The organism is Leptospira semungkisensis (genome assembly GCF_004770055.1).
GTDB classification, from domain to species: domain Bacteria; phylum Spirochaetota; class Leptospiria; order Leptospirales; family Leptospiraceae; genus Leptospira_B; species Leptospira_B semungkisensis.
Map to the genome: position 1 here is coordinate 496,927 of NZ_RQEP01000018.1, position 16,991 is coordinate 513,917.

A 16,991-nucleotide genomic window follows, 5' to 3' on the forward strand; every position below is an offset into this window, starting at 1 on the left:
AATATACTACTTAGGAACCCCTACAAGTATTTCGATAAGATCATCCGAAGTAATCACGTCCGCCTGTCTCGGAAAAACTTTCTCCGTTAAAACCTGGTGCACTTGAGGATCTCTGTCAGAACAAAGATCCTTGATCACTACGTTTCTATAGTCTGCATCTGACGCATAACGCAGAGTAGAGAGAACGACTCCGCTTGTGGCGATTCCCATCATTACTAAAGTGTCGATCCCTCTCGCTCTTAAAATCATATCGAGATCCGTGCCGAGAAAGGCACCTACCCTATGTTTGGTGACGATAATATCATCCGCTTGAGGAGTGACTGCTGAATGGATCTCCATCATCTTAGGATCTTTTCCGAGTCCTCCATTCTTCTTGATCGCACCGAACATCATATTATTCGGGCTTACTTCCGGAAAACCTGGACGAAAACCAACAACGATATAGATTACTGGGACTCCTGTCTTTCTTGCAAGGCCCAATATCTGAGACGCCTTTCCCAAGAATGCATCCGGATTTTTCACGTATCCGCCATTTACGATCGCGTTCTGATAATCCATAACTAAGACTGCAGTTTTTGTAAGATCGAGAGAAGGTTTCCCTTCTGCTCTTAATTCGTCTGTAGATGAGTAAACTAGACTAAAGGATAGAAGTAGAATGAAAAGAAATCGGATCATAGACTAATTCTACAAGTTCCTTAGATTTAGTCACTACTTTTGGAGGATCCATTGATTCATCGTGATCAATGGATATAAGAAAGGGAAGAAGGATCGTTCTAAGGCAAAGCCTTTCGAAAACGATCCTTCTTATTTACGATTACTGGCCGGACATAGACAGAGCGATCAGGATCAATGCGACCAAAGGAGGAAGCCCTTGGATAATCGCAGCTCTTGCCATACTCGGTTTAGAAACGAAAAGCACTGTTCCCGCTCCGAATACGGAAAGACAAGCGAATGCCATGATCGCAGGTGCATAGCAAACATGAATATCATAGAAGGCTGCACCGTATAGCGCTCCTATAGCGAGAAACAAATTATAAAAACCTTGGTTTAGAAAAACCGCTTTCATTGCTTCCGCTGATTTGCTATCAGAAACTCCGAAACGGCGATAGATAGCTGGTCGCATCCATAGAATGCTCTCCATTATAAAAATCCAAACATGAAGCAGGCCGACTATTGCGGCTAAAATCCTGGCTGCTAAGATCATCCTTCTCTCCTAACTCTATTAAATTGGGTTCGAGAAGTTTCTACCAGAAGCGCATTCCCTTGTAAAGATTTATCTCTTCCGGAGGCTAAGGATAAAAAAGTTTCCTTCTTCAAATTTGTTTCTATTTCTGTCACAGTCCTTCCCTAATTTTACTCGGCGCTATAGGGACCTGAGCCGAAGTATGCGATCAATATTGCTCCTCCCAAAAGAGAAATATTCTTAATGAACATTACCTTCTGGATCTGCGCTTGTAGAGGATCCGAAATTCCCCAAAACTGGTGCATCATAAAAGTAACAGGCACTAAGAACAATATAAGCAGAAGCGCACCAAACTTTGCCTTATAACCCAAGATCACACTAAGACCTCCCACAAACGCGATCACCCCGGACAATGGGACAAGTATCGAAGCAAGGGGAACTCCTAGATCGGAAGCATGAGAAATTCTCTCCGAGGTAAAATGACCTGGACCTGCCAAGACGAAAATTGCCGCGAATAAGATCCTTCCCACTAAAGGTAGTAACTCCATAAACAGACCTCTCTTATCTAATAATCATTGTATCTTAGAATAAACCTAAGTCCGCTTCCTGTCATTATCATAGGATAAGAGGAAAAAATATTTCGACAAATAGTTAAGCAAACGCTTGACTATTTTTAATATGGCTCAATACTAAAGCAAATGCTTAACTATTCATCTTCTTTAGATCGGATCTTCTACGCTCTTTCAGACCCTACTCGTAGAAATATAGTAGAGCAATTGAGCAAGAAGAAGGCCTCGGTAAGTGAGCTTGCAAGTCCACTGAATATGAGTATGGCTGCTGTAGTGCAGCATATTCAGATCTTAGAAGAAAGTGGTCTTATCAAGACCCAAAAGGTAGGAAGGGTACGTTCCTGTCAGGTTGAACCTCGCTCCTTTAAGATGATGGAAAGCTGGCTTTCTCAAAGAAGAAAATTTTGGGAAAAGAATTTGGATCAGTTGGATGAGTATTTGAACCGGCTGGAGAAAGAGAGGAAATGATCAGATGACAAAAACGAAGATCGCACATGAATCTTTTCAGATTGAAAAAGTTTATAATCATAGTCCGGAGCTTGTGTTTTTAGCCTGGGCCAGTTCAGAAGCAAAGTCCCATTGGTTTATTGGCCCTAAAGATTGGGTGCTCATTCATAGAGAATTGGATTTTAAGGTCGGGGGAAAGGAGATCCTTCACGGAAATTTTGGCGGCACTTTGGAAACTCTTTATACTGCGCATTTTCACGATATTCGCCCGAAAGAAAGGATCGTATTCGATTACGATATGCATATGAACCAGAGGATCTACTCCAGTTCCATTGCCACAATTGAGATCGAAGAGATCGGCCCGAAACAAACCAAGCTCGTATTCTCAGAACAAGTAGCATTCTTAGACGGAACTCCTGGAGACGAAGGAGTCGCATCCAGAAGGCAAGGCACAATGGATCATTTGAACAAGATCATTGAATTCTTAAAGAAACAAGAAGAAGGAAAACTCGTATGAAAACATCTCTCTATTTAGTTATAACAATCTTAGTTTGCTCTTTGGTTTCCTGCATGAGCGGCAGTCCATTCACCTTAAGAGAGAATGTTCCATCCTTTCATTCAAATCCTAAAGAATCCGGATATGCGCAGATCAATGGAATCCAACTTTATTATGAAGTCCATGGCAAGAACGATGGAATCCCTTTAGTACTTCTAAACGGAGGAGGCTCCACAATTGAGGTCAGCTACGGTAAGATCCTTCCTATATTCGCAATGCATAGGAAAGTGGTCGCTTTAGAAGAACAAGCTCACGGTCGAACGAGCGACAGGAACAAGCCGGTCCGCTTTGAGACTTCTGCAGAAGATGTAGTGTCTCTCTTAAAATATCTGAAAATAGAGAAAGCGGATATATTCGGCTTTAGTAATGGAGCAAGTGTGGCCTTGGAGGTTGCTATCCGCCATCCTGAGTTAGTCCGTAAGCTTGTGTTCGGTTCTTCTATTACCAAAAGATCAGGGAGTCCTTTGCAATTTTGGTCTATCTTTAAAAAGCCTTCTTTCTCCGATATGCCTGAGCCTCTTAAGGAAGCATTCTTAAAAGTAAATCCGGATCCTCAGAAATTAAGGAACATGTTTGAAAAGGATATAGATCGAATGGCTAACTTTAAAGACGTAAGCGACAAAGATGTTCGTTCAGTCAAAGCGTCCACCTTGGTAATCCTGGGAGACCAAGATATTACGAGACCGGAACACGCGGTGGAAATTACTCACTTGATCCCGAAATCCAGATTGATCATCTTACCAGGAGGACATGGCGAATACTTGGGCGAGATATTGTCTTCTCCCAAAGCGAGTCGTTATCCCGAATTAAGCGCCTCATTGATCGAGGACTTTTTGGATTCTCCCTGATCCAATAGCCATCAAGATTTGCTTTTATATAAAACAAGAGTTTGGAAAAAAATTTCAAACTCTTGTTTTGACACCTCTCAAGGAATAAATTTCTTTCTAAAAAATCAGAGCTATAATCAAAATTTTTGACGGAAATTTCGGATCGACACGTCTGATATTGCATGTTAAGCAAGAATGATAACTCCTCAGAAAAACAGACCGAGGTGGAAGAAACTGTTACAAAACAAACTTCAATCGATGGGCGTTTAATCCTTTCTGATTCTGCTTACTTTAACCCTTTCGAAAGAGACCAAGATTTCTGGGGAGAATTCACAGAGATCTCTTATTCGGAACTTCCTTAATTGATAGATTGACCGCTCACCCTTCTCCTTGAGCCAATCTTTTAGAACATAATTCTAAATCCATCTTACCTCTCTTGCACGTTAGATCTTCTTTCCTTTAATACTAAGATAGAAGATACAAGGCAAATAGATTAGAGTAAACAATTCCAAAGTAAGACCTCCTACGATCACTGTGGCGAGAGGTCTTTGCACATCGGAACCGATTCCGGAGGCAGTTGCTGCTGGAATGAGTCCGAGCAAGGCAAGTAATACTGTCATAAGCCTAGGGCGAAACTGTAGAGCTGCTGCTTGCAATACGGATCTTTCCGGATCAGGATGATCCTTGTCTTTCAATAGATGGATCATTCTGGAAACGAATAGCACTCCTGTCATAGTTGAGATTCCGAACAAGGATACAAAGCCTACACCAGCAGAGACTGAAAAATTCATCCCTCTTAGAAGTAGCGCAATAATACCGCCCGTCATAGAGATTGGAATTCCTGACATAGCAAGGACGGCATATTTTCCATCTCGAAAGATCATAAACAAAAAGCAATAGATGAAGAATAACGTGGCTGGGATCACGATCCTCAATCTCTTTCCCGCTCTGGATAAGTTCTCGAATTGTCCTCCCCATCCGATGCTAATTCCCTCAGGAATCTGAGTATTCGCTTCTACTTTTTCTTTTGCCTCTTTTACAAAGCCTCCCTGGTCTCTTCCCCTTATATTGGTCCGAATCGAGATTTGTCTCTTACCGTCCTGTCTTTGGATGATTGTAGGTCCGTCTTTTAATTCTACCGAGGCAAGTTCGGATAATGGGATCCTTCCTCCAGAAGGAGAAGCCACTAAAAGATTTTTCACTCTTTCTAGAGAAGATCTAAAATCAGTAGTATATCTTACTAGAATATCGAAGCGTTTATTACCTTCATATAATTCTCCCACTTCCGTGCCGCCAATTGCAGCTTCGATCGTATCCAAGATATCTTTTGCATTGATACCGAATCGCGCGGATCTTTTTCGATCTATCTCTATGGTAAGCTGAGCCTGATCTCTTTCCTGTTCTATTCCGGATTCTGTGGCGCCGGGAATAGATTTCACTATGTCCAAAATCTTCTCCGCATAACCTCTTAAAAGAAGAAGGTCCTCACCGTTCACAAAAATAGCGAGATCGGACACGCTGCCTGTAACTGATTCGGTCACGTTGTCTATGATCGGTTGAGAAAATAAGAAATGAACTCCAGGCAAATTTATGGAAAGAGAATCCTTGATACGCTTTAAGAGTTCTGCTTTCGATATTTTCTCCCTCCAAAGTTCGTAATCCTTCAACCCGACGAGTATCTCCATTCGATTCGGCCCGTAAGGATCCGTTCCCTCATCATTTCTTCCCAATTGAATCAGTACTTCGGAAACTTGCTCGTTCTTTAATAAGATCTCTTTTACAGTTCCTAGATATTGTTCCCCGCTTTTCAAATGCATTCCTACCGGGAAAAAACCTCTGATATTAATGGCACCTTCATCGAGCTCGGGTAAGAATTCTGTTCCTATCTTATAATAACTAAATCCTAATATTAGAATAACGCCAACAATGGAATATGTAACAGTCTTGCGAGCGGAACGCAAACGAGACGCAAGAAGTGTATTGTAGAACTCTCGGATCTTTACAAAAATAAAGTTTTGACTTTCTAAAGGCTTAGGATCGTATTTCTCAAGCTTACTCCTATAAATGAAAGTCATGAGAACGGGAATAACAGTTAAAGTGAGAAGCAAACTTCCAAAGATAGCAAAAGAAAGAGTAAACGCCATAGGAGAGAATAATCTTCCTTCTACCCTTTGGAATGTGAAGATAGGTAGATATGCGAAGATGATAATCCCTATCGAAAAGAAGATCTCTCTTCCTACTTCTAACGAAGAATCATGAGTGATCTTTAATAGTTCCGAGTATCCTATCTTCGTTTTTTTCTGAGACCTTGCTTCTGAATATTTCCTAAAAATATTCTCCACCATGACCACGGCCCCATCCACGATGATCCCAAAGTCAATTGCCCCCAAGGAAAGAAGATTTGCAGGTATACCGGTCAGCTTCATCATAGAAAAACCGAAGAGCAGAGAAACTGGAATGGTAGAAGCTACTACTAATGCGGAGCGGACACTCCCTAAGAAAAAGACAAGCACGAGTGTAACAATGCTCACTCCTTCGAAGAGAGTTCTATAAACTGTTCTTACAGTGTATTGGACTAGCTCTGTTCTGTCATAAGTAGAAGCAATCTTAACACCTTTCGGAAGACCAGTTTGGTTCAAGGTCTTGATCCTTGCCTTCACTCTTTCTATCAGTTCGGAAGGATTTTCCCCTCTCCGCATCGCGACTATCCCTTGCACACTGGAAGTTCCCGAGCGGATCTCTCCAGTAATCGGATGTCGGATAACGTATTCAAAGATACCGTCGGGCCTTCTTGGATATTCTTCTACGGACGCAAGGTTACCAATGTAGATAGGAGTTCCTTTTACAGCAGTAACTACGATGTTTTGTATATCATCTACACTCTGAATGGCTCCTAGTCCTCGGACCACGAATCCCTGGTCCCCTCTCGTGAGAATATTTCCTCCCGTATTCCGATTGTTGGATCGAACTGCATCCAAGACATCAGAAAGAGTAAGACCGTATCGATACAATCTCCCCGGATCCGTGATGATATGATATTGCTTTTGCAATCCTCCGAAATTGATAATGTCTGCTACCCCGGGAACTTGTCGAAGTGCGGGGATCACAACCCAATCTTGTAGAGTTCGAAGATCCATCGGAGTAAAATCTTCTGTGCCTTCTAATGTATAACGAAAGATCTCTCCGACAGGTCCTGTCAAAGGAGCAAGAGAGATTTCCGCTTCGTCCGGAATGTCTACATCTCTCAGTCTTTCTAAGACCAATTGTCTTGCAGTGAAATCACTGACTCCTTCTTCGAACACGAGTTGGAGTACGCTCAGTCCGAAAATCGTTTTGGATCTTCTGGTAAGTACATAAGGAACCGAATTCAATTCTCTTTCTAAGGGAAGGGTCACTCTTCGTTCTACTTCCAAGGCTGCCTTGCCCGGAAAGAGAGCAATCACACTTACCTGAGTATCTCCCACGTCAGGATATGCTTCCTTCTTGATCTCCATCCAAGACCAAGCGCCGAAGGAGAGAATAACGATCGCGAGAATAATGCTCGGAGCTCGATGATTCAAGGAGAAGGATATAAGTTTTTCGATCATATTAGAATCCGAAACTCAAGCCTTTCAAGAGCATGGCCCCGTCGGTTACAATCTCTTCTCCTGAAGAAATTCCATCGGTGATGATCGTCTTTTCTTCTCCGGAGGTTCCTATAGTGATCCTTCTACGAGTAAAGACACCCTTATCATCGGAAACAAATACGTAATTCTTTTCATCTACAGTGATGATTGCTTGGTTCGGGACAGCGATCACAGATGTTCTAGGATCTCCGAAATCCACTCTGGCATACATACCAGGCAATATTTTTTCATTCGGATTTCTTAAAGTAACACGGACCTTAACAGCGCGCAAGGCAGGATCCACAACCTCACCCACTGCTTCTGCGTTTCCTAAAAAATTCTTTCCAGGAAAGGAAAGAAACTGGATCTTCACTTCCTCTCCTTTCTGCACCTCACTCAATCTAGACTCAGGCACATCGCAGATCAACCAAAGAGTGGATCCGGAGACGGAATCCAATTCCTTCGGATTGAATCCTATGGTCCTTAACTTTGACTCCGTCTCTGCACTTTCCGCCTTTGCGATCGCATAATTAGATTCTGCCTCAGTAACTTCTCTTCCTGTAGCTGCCTGGTTCACATACATATCTCGGACCCTGGCAAGATCTTTCAGAGCCTTAGAAGTAACCGCCCTACTTCTCTTGTATTCAGCGTAAAGTTGAGTGGTCTCTCCAGAATCGAAGAGAATGATTTTCTCACCGGTGTTCACGGAAGTCTTGATGCTTGCGATCACTCTTGCAGGTGCAACTACTGAAAAGACAGCATCTCCTTTTCCAACGACCAAGGTTGAGATTCTTGCGAGTCCAGGAGAATCCTTCGGGAAGGTGATCTTTTCGCCTCCTTGTTCTGCTCTGGGACTTCGATCCGATTCCTCTTTCCAAGCCTGCCTCAGTTTATAAGAGGAATACCAAGAATTTGCCCAAAGAAGTAAGGCACCCAAAAGTAAAAGGATGACCCAACGCGCAGGCCTTCCCTCCAAATTCATTTTATAAAATTCGAATATTCGATTCATTCTATCAAAGCTCACCGAAAACGGTCTTACCTACCGTAAAATTCAAAACTTCTACCGCCTCTATCCGATCCGACTGTAAACGGATCATTTTTAAAGTACTCTCGCTGTAAGACTCAAAGAAATCGGCAAATTCCAAAATCGTTAAGTATTTCTTCTTGTAGTTCTCTATCATCAAAGCCGAGAGATTCTTATAATCTTTCGTAAAGGATTCCTTATATTCTTGAAGAAGCCTATCCTTCTCCTTTGCTATTCCCAAAGCGGAACGGACCTCAGACTTTACTGATAATAGTTTTTCTTCTAGCTCTGCCTTCTTAGAAGCAAGAGCGGTTTCAGAGGCGCGGATATTTCCCTGGTTCCGATTAAAAACGGGAATCGGCATGGAGATAGTGACACCATAATAGTCTTTGATATAATTTCCTGCTCTGTCGTAACTTCCACCCAAGGATAGATCCGGGACTGCCATTGCTTTTTGCAGAGAAAGATTCGCTCTTTCTGCATTCACAAGAAGTTCTAAGCCTTTTAGATCCGGCCGATGCTCTAAGGCAACATTCAATAAGCGATCCGGCTCGAGCACTAGTGGAGAAAAGATAGTCTCTTCAATTCCGGGAAGTACAGGAACAAGCTCGACATCGAGCAGGTCCGCTTCGTTCAATAGGATCTTTAGCACCTTCTCCCTTTCTAAAATATTCTTGATCAACTCGGAACGATCCGTCTCCAACCGAAAAAGAATGGATTTCAATCTCAGAAGTTCTGAAAGAAGAATTTGCCTGTTCTTATAAACGTTCTCTGCGCCTCGGATCGTATTCTTGACACGAGGAATACTTTCTTCATAAAACTCTAATGCATTTCTAGAATAGTATAATTGGAAGAAGCTAGATCTTAGTTCCAACTTTAGCGAACGAAGAGTGTCGTAGAACATTTGCTCGGCAACGCTTCGATTCCATTTCGCCAGTTGAACCCGTTTGTCTCTCTTTCCAGCCATATAGAATAGCTGCTGGATTTGGATCATGGTCTCGCCGTTCTTCGTGGTATCGAAGTATTGTCTTGTCTGTTGGTTATAAATATTTTGATCTACATAGACTGTCGGGTTTTCCCAAAGTCCTGCTTGGATGATCGCTGCCTTTTTAGATTCCACTTCCAGGCGAGAAGATAGTAAGGAAAGATTGTTTCGTAAGAATAATCTCTCTGCCTCTTGCAAGGTAAGGGGCTTGCCCTTAATTTGAGAAGCCTTGGGATCGGATTCTGTTATTATAATATTTGCCTTAAGATCGCTTTCAGGTAGATCTGCAGCAAACAATCTTGCATAAGCAATACTGAAGAAAAGAAAAGTTAGAATGAATTGATTCCGAAGAATGATAACGCAAGCGTACATAAACGCACCCTTATTTTAAGCTAGGCCAGCTCCGCCGAATCTTTTCGAACGAAGAAATAAATTAGTGAATTATGCTAGCGCAGGTGGGGGAAGATCAATTAGTAAACTGAGTAGCTTTTCGGAAAGGCAAAAGTGAAAGTGAAAACACCCGTTAGTGATCTCGTTCTTAGTTAAGAAAAAATCAGTTAAGCTAGTTTCAGGATCGTATTCGGTAGAATCGCTTTCCCAAGCAAAAGAAATCCCGTCCTCTTCTTCCGAAGGAAAGACGATCCATTTTTTACTCAAAGGCTTTTTTTGAGCCATTGAGTCTTTCAGAGAATGATGAGATCCTACTATTTCCGTATTCGGAAAAAAAGATAAGAATGAAAAATTCAAAAGGAATACTAAGACTAAGCTGAGCCTCGCACTTATGTTTCCTATTTGAATGAACCTTGGCATTTTCTTTGAACTGAAGATAAGGTTAGGTCATCCTAAAGTAGTCTGTTAAAATTTCAACAAGGTTACATCAGGCCTTTGTCTTATCCTCAGAAAAAGGGAAGCCAAAAGAATTACCGTATTTTGATCCAGATCAAAGACGAATCCCGATATTCGTTTACTATGAAAGAATGAGATTTTCTTCCTTCTTTAGCTCAGACATTTGGTCGATCGCTTTCCGTCCTTTTTTCTTAGGAGCCGCTATCCACGCATTATTCGCGATACTCGTATGGATCCTCATCTTGTTCTCCGTGATTTCTTCGCCTTTCTTAGTGGGAGGAATTCAAATGCATTCCTACGAAATGGTCTTCGGCTTCTCTCGAGCAATCCTAGTCGGCTTTCTTTTTACTGCAGGACAAAATTGGACCAAAAGCATCCTGATCCAAGGGAAGGAACTCTGTTTTCTATTCGCACTTTGGGTCTTAGGAAGATTCTGCTTTTTGTCATCTCCCGCAATCTCCTACGCAGCATTAACCTTTGATCTCTATTTCGATATCCTCGTTCTTTTCTATCTTCTCCCCGCCTTCTTCAAGAAAGGACAAGAACACAATCGAATTATTGGTATCCTATATTCTTTATTATTTTTTCTTCATGTTCTTGTAGCATTTTCCTTTTTAGGAGCGATCTCTAATGACTGGAGTATGCACTTCATACATCTATCCATCTTTGTGATCTTGCAATTCCTTCTACTGATAGCAGGAAGGATTTTGCCTTTCTTCTCCTCTGTCGCTGTAGCCGGATCAAATCCCAGAAAGTTCCTTACGTTAGAGAGGATGATTCAGTATGGTGGACTCGCTTTCTTGGTTCTAGAGTTCGGAATATATTTTGCTCCCGAATTTTCAACTTATGCGGGATACTTTTGCTTTTCCTTCTCGATCATAAATCTTGTCCGTTGGTATTTTTGGGAGCCTTGGAAATCTCTTCGAATCCCTATCCTTTGGATCCTACACACTGGATATTTTTGGTTAAGCATAGGTTTTTTCTATCTCGGGCTATCTCATTTAGGAACTTTTCCGGTTTCTTCTGCGTTTCATATCTTTACAGTTGGAGCAATCGGAGTCTTTACCTATGGAATGATCACTAGGGTTTCACTAGGCCACACAGGAAGACCAATACGCGCATCTAAACTTACTGTACTTGGCTACGTCTTTCTAAATCTCGCCGTAATTTCTAGAGTCTTTTTTCCCCTCTGGAATAAATATAGAGAAGCCTATTTTGTTTCTGCAGCTTTTTGGATCGGAGCCTTCCTTCTTTTTCTGATTCAATATACGAAAATCTTAATAAATCCCAGGGCAGATCTAAAACCAGGCCCCAAAGTTTGAATGGCTTCGCTTATCGGATTAGTTTAATGTAAAAGTCGGCCAGTGCTTCGGGCAAATGGGATGGATTCGGAAGGATCCGATAAGAACCCAGGCCTAGCATGGCCGGCAAATACCTTTTGGACTCCTTATCTACCGCCAATGCAAACAATCCTATATTCGATTTTTCGCATTCTCGGATTGCCTGCTTCACATCCTCAATTCCGTATCTTCCTTCGTATCGATCGTAATCATTCGGCTTTCCGTCTGTTAGAAGAAGGATATATCTCTTGGAGCTTGTTTCTTTTTGGATCTGAGAAATCGCATGTCGGATCGCTGGTCCAATGCGAGTATATCCGTTCGACTGCATGGGTCCAATTCTATCTCTCGTTTTTTCCCAAGTCTCATCGAATCTCTTAATAGAAAAGTAATCGCAATGATTCCTTGTTCTCGAAGAGAATGAATCGATCTGAAATCTATCCCCGAATTCGGAACATATTTGTCCGAACAAAAGCAAAGAAACTTTTTCTACATCTAAGATCCTTTGGTTATCTACATAAGAATCTGTTGATAAACTTGTGTCCGCTAAGATTAAAATGGAGACTTCTCTCAATCTCTTTCTTTTAGAAATATAAATATTTTCTGAAGGAATGCAACCCGACTGAATATCCGTATAAAAGTCGACGATCGCATCTATATCCAACTCCTCCCCATCCGATTGGCGATTGATTGCCATTCTCTCATTGGCGAATCGATTCAATCTAGAACGCATGAAATTCAATGTGGTAAAATGTTCCGTATAAACCTGAGAGGTAAATTGAGGATCCTTTGCTATCAATCTCTTAGGGTATACGCTACAATAACCAGTCTTGTATTTTCGTTTTCCAAAATCCCATTCATCGTATCGAATAGGCTCTTTTTCTGAAAGGATCTCATTACTCTCAGAAGCCCCGAATCCAGATAGAAATTCAGTCCGAAATACGGAATGTGTAGGTTCATCGGAGCGTACTGTATCTCTCAGATCCAATTCTTGAAGAGCTTCCTTCTGTTCCGAAAGTTCATCTGTTCCATCAAAATCTCTCCAAGTTCCGGAGAATTCTTCGATAGTATCTACTTTCTCGAATTGATGCTGAAGCGTATAATCCTGCTGAGACTTTTGATCCACTTCTAAGGTGCGGATCTTTTCTCTCGCGATCCCCAAAAGCTCTGTCCGAATCTCCTCTATATGAGGCTTTTCCGTATTTGAATGCAAAGAAAGAGATTCTACTCTTTCTATAGAAGGCGACATCCAAATTCCATGTAAGAAAGAAAGATCTTCCTCCTCGCCTTTCTTATCCTTGCTAGATCTTCTAAACTCGATCTCGTTTGCAACCACAGAATCCAATAAGGCACGCGCGCCCAGATACGAGTTCTGTAGACTTTCCATTATGATAGGATAATATTTGAAAGCCTTCTGCAATGATTCCTTTCTACTTCTTTCTTCGCCCGGTCCCCAATTCAAACCAAGATTCTTCTGCTCGGATAAATAAAGGATCCTGAATATATAAAAATTCAGATTATCTTCTTTCGTATTGCCTGCAAAATATTGATTTGGAAGAAAGAATGCGCTATTCTGAAAGCCACCTTCTCTCTCCGCAGAAAAGATCTCTATGTTCTCTCCCGTTAAAGATTTGGCCAAGATGGAGAGACGATCCTTAATGGAAGAAAGAGAAACTTTTCTTTTTTCTAATATAGAACTTTTTTCTTCGGAGAATAGATCTAGTGCGGATCTATAGAGATGCTTGAATAAGAATTCGTCCCAGCCCATCTCATATCATCAAGGAAACTATATCCTTGAGGGCTTGCACTGTATCTCTATCATCCGAAAGGGGCTGCACGATCGCGACTTCACAGGCAAGCCTTGGAGGCAAACCACTCGTAATCAATTTTGCTGCATCGACCAAAAGACGAGTAGAGCAAGATTCGATCAAACCTAACTCTGTAAGATTTCGGATCTTCTGCCCCAACTTAACCAATTGACTTGCTATTGACAAAAGGACTCCTGTCTCTGCGAAAAGTATCTCTTCCTCGACTTTCGAATTCGGATAATCGAATTGCATGGAAATAAATCTTTGTCGAGTCGAAGGTTTCAATTCCTTCCATCCTCTTTGGTAGCCAGGGTTGTAAGAAGCAACCAGCATGAAAGAAGAAGGCGCGGACACACTTTCATTCTTTCGATCTAGATAGATCTCTCTTCGATAATCAGTTAAGGGATGAATAGCGACAAGAACGTCTGGTCTTGCCTCTGCAATTTCATCCACATACAGGATTGCACCCATTCTTATACTTCGAGTCAAAGGACCGTCCTGCCATATTGTTTCGGAACCTTTGATCAAGAACCTACCCAGCAAATCCACTGCAGAAGTCTCTTCATGACAAGAAACCGAAACCAAAGGAAGTCCTAACCGAGCAGCCATAAATTCTACGAAGCGAGACTTTCCCGAACCTGTAGGTCCTTTCAATAGAACAGGGAGTTTATTCCGATGAGCATGCTCGAACACATCGATTTCATTCCCCGTACTTTTATAGTAAGGTAGATTTGCCGTATCTTTCGGCTCGGATGCATTATCAAGCTTCTTCAAGATCTACTCGAAAGAGAAATATCTCCGGAGGCTGCCTCCGCTCCTACTGCCTCATCAGTAGGAGTTCCGAATTTTATAAAGTTCCATATAAATGCAACTATCCCAGAAGTAAAAACGAGAGCGGCAAGCACAAGTCCGAGAAAATGCACTTGTATCTCTTTCTGTACGACTAGAAAATCCAATCCGAATTTTCTTTCTAAGTACACTTGCGCAATCCCTGCAACAGCAAATGCTCCCGTCATACCAAGCATTCCAATATTGGAAGCCCAGAATGCAAAGAGTCCGATGGAGTTATTCCATAGCTTGCGCCCGGTTAATAAAGGCATCGAATATGTGATGATAGCAAGAACGATCATTGCATAGGCTCCCCAAAAAGCCAAGTGCCCATGCATTGCAGTGATTAAGGTTCCATGTGTATACAGATTCACTTGAGGAAGTGTATGCGCAAAACCTAAAAATCCTGCTCCCACAAAGGACATGATCGCACTTCCAATCGTCCAGTAGAGTGAGATCGTATTTGGATGATTTCTTCCGCTTTTCCGATACATAGAGACTGCAAACATCGCCATCGCAAGAAAGGCTAAAGGCTCTAACATAGAGAAAAAGCCGCCAATCCATTTCCAATATTCAGGAACTCCAATATAATAATAATGGTGACCTGTGCCTAGAATACCCGAGAGAAAAGTTAAACCTACAATCACATACAACCATTTCTCGATCACTTCTCGATCCACTCCGGTCAACTTAATCAAAAGAAAGGAAAGAATTCCTCCCATGATCAATTCCCAAACACCTTCGACCCAAAGATGAACGACCCACCAACGGAAATAAGAATCCACAGTTTGGCTATTGAATTCAATCATCCCAGGTAGATACAAGAGTGCAGCGGAGAAAAGTCCGAAGTATAGCACTAGGCCAGTGGTCGTATGCTTCTTACCCTTCCAGACCGTCATTCCTATATTAAAAAGAAATAATAGTACGTTTATGACGACCAAATAGTCCAGAGGTCTTGGGATTTCCAAGAATTTCCGGCCTTCCCAAACGTTAAAATGGAACCCGATAATAGAGACTACTCCCACTACGATTAGAGAGAGCAACTGTATATAAGCCAATCGAACGGAATAGATCTCGCTTTCTGACTCGTCCGGAATAATATAATGAGCAGCCCCCATGAATCCGGTCAATAACCAGACTACAAGTAGATTCGTATGAGTTGCTCGAGCAGCATTGAATGGGATCCAGTCATGCAAACCGTCGAATCCCATTCGGGCAAAACCCATAATGAATCCGTAAACTATTTGCAAGGACAAGAGCAACATGCAGGTTGCAAAGAACCAATAGGCAATTTTTTGAGATTTATATTTCATGATCGCACTCTTTATCTAGTATTTATAATATCTATTTTAATTGGGAAAGATAGGCGGACAGATCCTTGATCTCCGATTCGCTCAAAGGCAATTTAGGCATGGCTGTCCCTGGTTTTATCTTTTGCGGATCTCGAAGCCAATTCTCCAGATAGGCAATATCGAATTTCTTGCCCACTGTATCGAGTGCCGGACCGACATTTCCACCAGCACCACCAACCGCATGACAGGCTACACAGATCTGTTTGAATTTTTCAGGTTGAGAGATAGATACGTTATTTGCGCTTACCGTTTGTGTTTCAGGCTTGAACTCTGGCTTAGGAGGAAAGCCTTTAAGGTCAAGCTCCCCGTTCCATTTTAAGAAGGCGATCAGATCACCAATTTGCGCCTCGGTAAAATCATATTTTACCATCTTACGCTCTCCTGGATACATCGCTTGAGGGTCTTTAAGAAATATTCGTATCCACTCCGGACCTCTTCTTTCGTAGACCTTAGTCAATTCAGGCGCGTAATACGCTCCTTCTCCCAAGATCGTATGGCAACCCATACAGTTATTCTTCTCCCAAAGAGCCTTACCCCGAATCACCTCATCACTTAGAGTCTTTGCAGAAGGATTCGAATAAACATATCTTAAAGAATCGAACGTTAGGAATAAGAATATGGCGGAAAATAAAAAGGTTCCTATGAGGAAAAATAATTTAGCCTGAAACTTTGTGAGCATTGCCTCTTCCCTTTGCAAAATTAAGCAGGCGAAATATTTCCTACTTACAAAAAGCCAAAAGAAGTCTGACATTTATCAAAAAATTTGTCCTTGATATGGATCAATATTGATGTAAAAATTCTGAAAAATATTTTGATACACTCAAATTATACGGATACTTTTATGCTGAACACTGCAATAGTCGATCCTTGGTCGGAGATCCGTCGAGAATTCGAGAATGAAATTTGTTCGATCGGGATCCCTAAAAAATTCCATAAAGGAGAACTGGTATTCGAGGAAGGAAGACCCTATACAGGATTTTTCGAAATCATATCAGGAATATTTAAAGTATTTTCATTAAATACGGACGGAAAAGAAGCTATCCTTAAGGTATTCTCACCTGGAGAACTGATCGCCACTCATCCCATCTTTCAACCCAAGGAACCTTGTATTTATCCTGGGTTTTGCGAGGCTTTAAAAGATGGTGAATTGATCTATTATCCTAAAAAAGAATTCATTTCATTCTTAAAGGGAAACAATCAGGCACTCTTTCTATTTTCTTACGCTACTGTAGAGCATTTGAATTATTTCAGAAAGAAGATGATGGAGAATTTATTCCTATCCGTAAAAGATAGAATCATTACTTTTTTAATCGAATCAGGAGCCGACCAAGGATTTGTATCCCTACCAGTCACAAAATACCAACTGGCTTCTCTCTTAGGAACTACTCCAGAATCAGTGAGTCGCGCATTCCGCTTCCTCACCGAAGAACATATCGTCGAGGAAAGGAACGCTTCCTATCATATTCTCCAAAAATCTCCTTTGAACTAGACCTTCTCAATCCCGTCGTTGAGATTTCTCATTCTTTTAAAGTCGATTCGATTTGACTCTTGTTGAAATAACTTTTTCTTGGAAATGAGGGAATCTTGGCGATCTTACTTCATTTGCTCGATCCGGTACGAAGCT

Annotated in this window: 17 protein-coding genes; 6 read left to right on the forward strand and 11 right to left on the reverse strand. The window is 41.6% G+C overall.

Going from position 1 to position 16,991, the window contains the following annotated elements:
* Window positions 1-6 precede the first annotated feature (6 nt).
* The 3 genes from EHO59_RS13705 to EHO59_RS13715 all read right to left on the reverse strand — a co-directional run bounded on the left by EHO59_RS13705 (window position 7) and on the right by EHO59_RS13715 (window position 1,731).
* Complete coding sequence (locus EHO59_RS13705) at window positions 7-675, reverse strand: cysteine hydrolase family protein (protein WP_135588992.1); 669 nt, start codon at window positions 673-675, stop codon at window positions 7-9.
* A 139-nt stretch (window positions 676-814) separates the two neighbouring features.
* The gene (locus tag EHO59_RS13710) at window positions 815-1,204 is read right to left on the reverse strand and encodes a DUF1304 domain-containing protein (RefSeq protein WP_135588993.1); all 390 of its coding nucleotides are present in this window, start codon (window positions 1,202-1,204) and stop codon (window positions 815-817) included.
* Window positions 1,205-1,353: 149 nt separating this feature from the next.
* Entirely contained in the window at window positions 1,354-1,731 is a 378-nt protein-coding gene (locus EHO59_RS13715; RefSeq protein WP_135588994.1) for a DoxX family protein, read from the reverse strand.
* A 150-nt stretch (window positions 1,732-1,881) separates the two neighbouring features.
* Between EHO59_RS13715 and EHO59_RS13720 the strand changes: the two genes are divergently transcribed.
* The 4 genes from EHO59_RS13720 (at window position 1,882) to EHO59_RS13735 (ending at window position 3,944) form a co-directional block, all read left to right on the forward strand.
* Window positions 1,882-2,220 (forward strand): ArsR/SmtB family transcription factor, encoded by a 339-nt coding sequence (locus tag EHO59_RS13720; RefSeq protein WP_135588995.1) that lies wholly within the window; start codon window positions 1,882-1,884, stop codon window positions 2,218-2,220.
* A gap of 4 nt (window positions 2,221-2,224) precedes the next feature.
* On the forward strand, window positions 2,225-2,716 hold the full coding sequence (locus EHO59_RS13725) for an SRPBCC domain-containing protein (RefSeq protein ID WP_135588996.1): 492 nt from the start codon (window positions 2,225-2,227) through the stop codon (window positions 2,714-2,716).
* Window positions 2,713-3,603 carry an alpha/beta fold hydrolase gene (locus EHO59_RS13730; protein ID WP_135588997.1) on the forward strand — a complete coding sequence of 297 codons (891 nt, stop codon included), beginning with the start codon at window positions 2,713-2,715 and terminating at the stop codon, window positions 3,601-3,603. Before EHO59_RS13725 ends, EHO59_RS13730 begins: the two co-directional genes overlap by 4 nt.
* Window positions 3,604-3,764: 161 nt before the next feature.
* Window positions 3,765-3,944 (forward strand): hypothetical protein, encoded by a 180-nt coding sequence (locus EHO59_RS13735; RefSeq protein WP_135588998.1) that lies wholly within the window; start codon window positions 3,765-3,767, stop codon window positions 3,942-3,944.
* 81 nt (window positions 3,945-4,025) lie between these two features.
* Here the strand turns inward: EHO59_RS13735 and EHO59_RS13740 are convergent, their stop codons facing one another.
* The 4 genes from EHO59_RS13740 to EHO59_RS13755 all read right to left on the reverse strand — a co-directional run bounded on the left by EHO59_RS13740 (window position 4,026) and on the right by EHO59_RS13755 (window position 9,871).
* Window positions 4,026-7,169: an efflux RND transporter permease subunit gene (locus EHO59_RS13740; protein WP_135588999.1), complete on the reverse strand. Its 3,144-nt coding sequence runs from the start codon at window positions 7,167-7,169 to the stop codon at window positions 4,026-4,028.
* A gap of 1 nt (window position 7,170) precedes the next feature.
* A complete protein-coding gene (locus EHO59_RS13745) occupies window positions 7,171-8,196 on the reverse strand; it encodes an efflux RND transporter periplasmic adaptor subunit (RefSeq protein ID WP_135589000.1) in 1,026 nt (341 codons plus the stop codon).
* Window positions 8,197-8,200: 4 nt separating this feature from the next.
* The gene (locus tag EHO59_RS13750; RefSeq protein WP_135589001.1) at window positions 8,201-9,568 is read right to left on the reverse strand and encodes a TolC family protein; all 1,368 of its coding nucleotides are present in this window, start codon (window positions 9,566-9,568) and stop codon (window positions 8,201-8,203) included.
* Window positions 9,569-9,637: 69 nt separating this feature from the next.
* Entirely contained in the window at window positions 9,638-9,871 is a 234-nt protein-coding gene (locus EHO59_RS13755; protein ID WP_135589002.1) for a hypothetical protein, read from the reverse strand.
* 302 nt (window positions 9,872-10,173) lie between these two features.
* On the opposite strand from EHO59_RS13755, the gene EHO59_RS13760 reads away from it, so the two are divergent.
* Window positions 10,174-11,364, forward strand: coding sequence for an NnrS family protein (locus tag EHO59_RS13760; RefSeq protein WP_135589003.1), 1,191 nt, complete (start codon window positions 10,174-10,176; stop codon window positions 11,362-11,364).
* 10 nt (window positions 11,365-11,374) lie between these two features.
* Here EHO59_RS13760 and EHO59_RS13765 read toward each other — a convergent pair whose 3' ends face one another.
* The 4 genes from EHO59_RS13765 to EHO59_RS13780 are packed head-to-tail and all read right to left on the reverse strand — an operon-like array spanning window position 11,375 to window position 16,046.
* Entirely contained in the window at window positions 11,375-13,147 is a 1,773-nt protein-coding gene (locus tag EHO59_RS13765) for a nitric oxide reductase activation protein NorD (protein ID WP_135589004.1), read from the reverse strand.
* 1 nt (window position 13,148) lies between these two features.
* The gene (locus tag EHO59_RS13770; RefSeq protein WP_135589005.1) at window positions 13,149-13,961 is read right to left on the reverse strand and encodes a CbbQ/NirQ/NorQ/GpvN family protein; all 813 of its coding nucleotides are present in this window, start codon (window positions 13,959-13,961) and stop codon (window positions 13,149-13,151) included.
* Complete coding sequence (locus EHO59_RS13775; protein WP_135589006.1) at window positions 13,958-15,328, reverse strand: cbb3-type cytochrome c oxidase subunit I; 1,371 nt, start codon at window positions 15,326-15,328, stop codon at window positions 13,958-13,960. The genes EHO59_RS13770 and EHO59_RS13775 overlap by 4 nt, the downstream gene beginning before the upstream one ends.
* Window positions 15,329-15,359: 31 nt before the next feature.
* Window positions 15,360-16,046, reverse strand: a complete 687-nt coding sequence (locus tag EHO59_RS13780; RefSeq protein WP_135589007.1) for a c-type cytochrome — start codon at window positions 16,044-16,046, stop codon at window positions 15,360-15,362.
* A gap of 162 nt (window positions 16,047-16,208) precedes the next feature.
* Here EHO59_RS13780 and EHO59_RS13785 point away from each other — a divergent pair, with 162 nt between their 5' ends.
* Window positions 16,209-16,856 (forward strand): Crp/Fnr family transcriptional regulator, encoded by a 648-nt coding sequence (locus EHO59_RS13785; RefSeq protein ID WP_135589008.1) that lies wholly within the window; start codon window positions 16,209-16,211, stop codon window positions 16,854-16,856.
* Window positions 16,857-16,991 lie beyond the last annotated feature (135 nt).

What these genes read in the sequence shown, in the direction of transcription:
- EHO59_RS13730 (WP_135588997.1), top strand. Translation starts at nt 2,713, where the DNA reads ATGAAAACATCTCTCTATTTAGTTATAACAATCTTAGTTTGCTCTTTG.
- EHO59_RS13755 (WP_135589002.1), bottom strand. Translation starts at nt 9,871, where the DNA reads ATGGCTCAAAAAAAGCCTTTGAGTAAAAAATGGATCGTCTTTCCTTCG.
- EHO59_RS13735 (WP_135588998.1), top strand. Translation starts at nt 3,765, where the DNA reads ATGTTAAGCAAGAATGATAACTCCTCAGAAAAACAGACCGAGGTGGAA.
- EHO59_RS13775 (WP_135589006.1), bottom strand. Translation starts at nt 15,328, where the DNA reads ATGAAATATAAATCTCAAAAAATTGCCTATTGGTTCTTTGCAACCTGC.
- EHO59_RS13760 (WP_135589003.1), top strand. Translation starts at nt 10,174, where the DNA reads ATGAGATTTTCTTCCTTCTTTAGCTCAGACATTTGGTCGATCGCTTTC.
- EHO59_RS13720 (WP_135588995.1), top strand. Translation starts at nt 1,882, where the DNA reads ATGCTTAACTATTCATCTTCTTTAGATCGGATCTTCTACGCTCTTTCA.
- EHO59_RS13745 (WP_135589000.1), bottom strand. Translation starts at nt 8,196, where the DNA reads ATGAATCGAATATTCGAATTTTATAAAATGAATTTGGAGGGAAGGCCT.
- EHO59_RS13785 (WP_135589008.1), top strand. Translation starts at nt 16,209, where the DNA reads ATGCTGAACACTGCAATAGTCGATCCTTGGTCGGAGATCCGTCGAGAA.
- EHO59_RS13705 (WP_135588992.1), bottom strand. Translation starts at nt 675, where the DNA reads ATGATCCGATTTCTTTTCATTCTACTTCTATCCTTTAGTCTAGTTTAC.
- EHO59_RS13765 (WP_135589004.1), bottom strand. Translation starts at nt 13,147, where the DNA reads ATGGGCTGGGACGAATTCTTATTCAAGCATCTCTATAGATCCGCACTA.
- EHO59_RS13740 (WP_135588999.1), bottom strand. Translation starts at nt 7,169, where the DNA reads ATGATCGAAAAACTTATATCCTTCTCCTTGAATCATCGAGCTCCGAGC.
- EHO59_RS13725 (WP_135588996.1), top strand. Translation starts at nt 2,225, where the DNA reads ATGACAAAAACGAAGATCGCACATGAATCTTTTCAGATTGAAAAAGTT.
- EHO59_RS13715 (WP_135588994.1), bottom strand. Translation starts at nt 1,731, where the DNA reads ATGGAGTTACTACCTTTAGTGGGAAGGATCTTATTCGCGGCAATTTTC.
- EHO59_RS13710 (WP_135588993.1), bottom strand. Translation starts at nt 1,204, where the DNA reads ATGATCTTAGCAGCCAGGATTTTAGCCGCAATAGTCGGCCTGCTTCAT.
- EHO59_RS13780 (WP_135589007.1), bottom strand. Translation starts at nt 16,046, where the DNA reads ATGCTCACAAAGTTTCAGGCTAAATTATTTTTCCTCATAGGAACCTTT.
- EHO59_RS13750 (WP_135589001.1), bottom strand. Translation starts at nt 9,568, where the DNA reads ATGTACGCTTGCGTTATCATTCTTCGGAATCAATTCATTCTAACTTTT.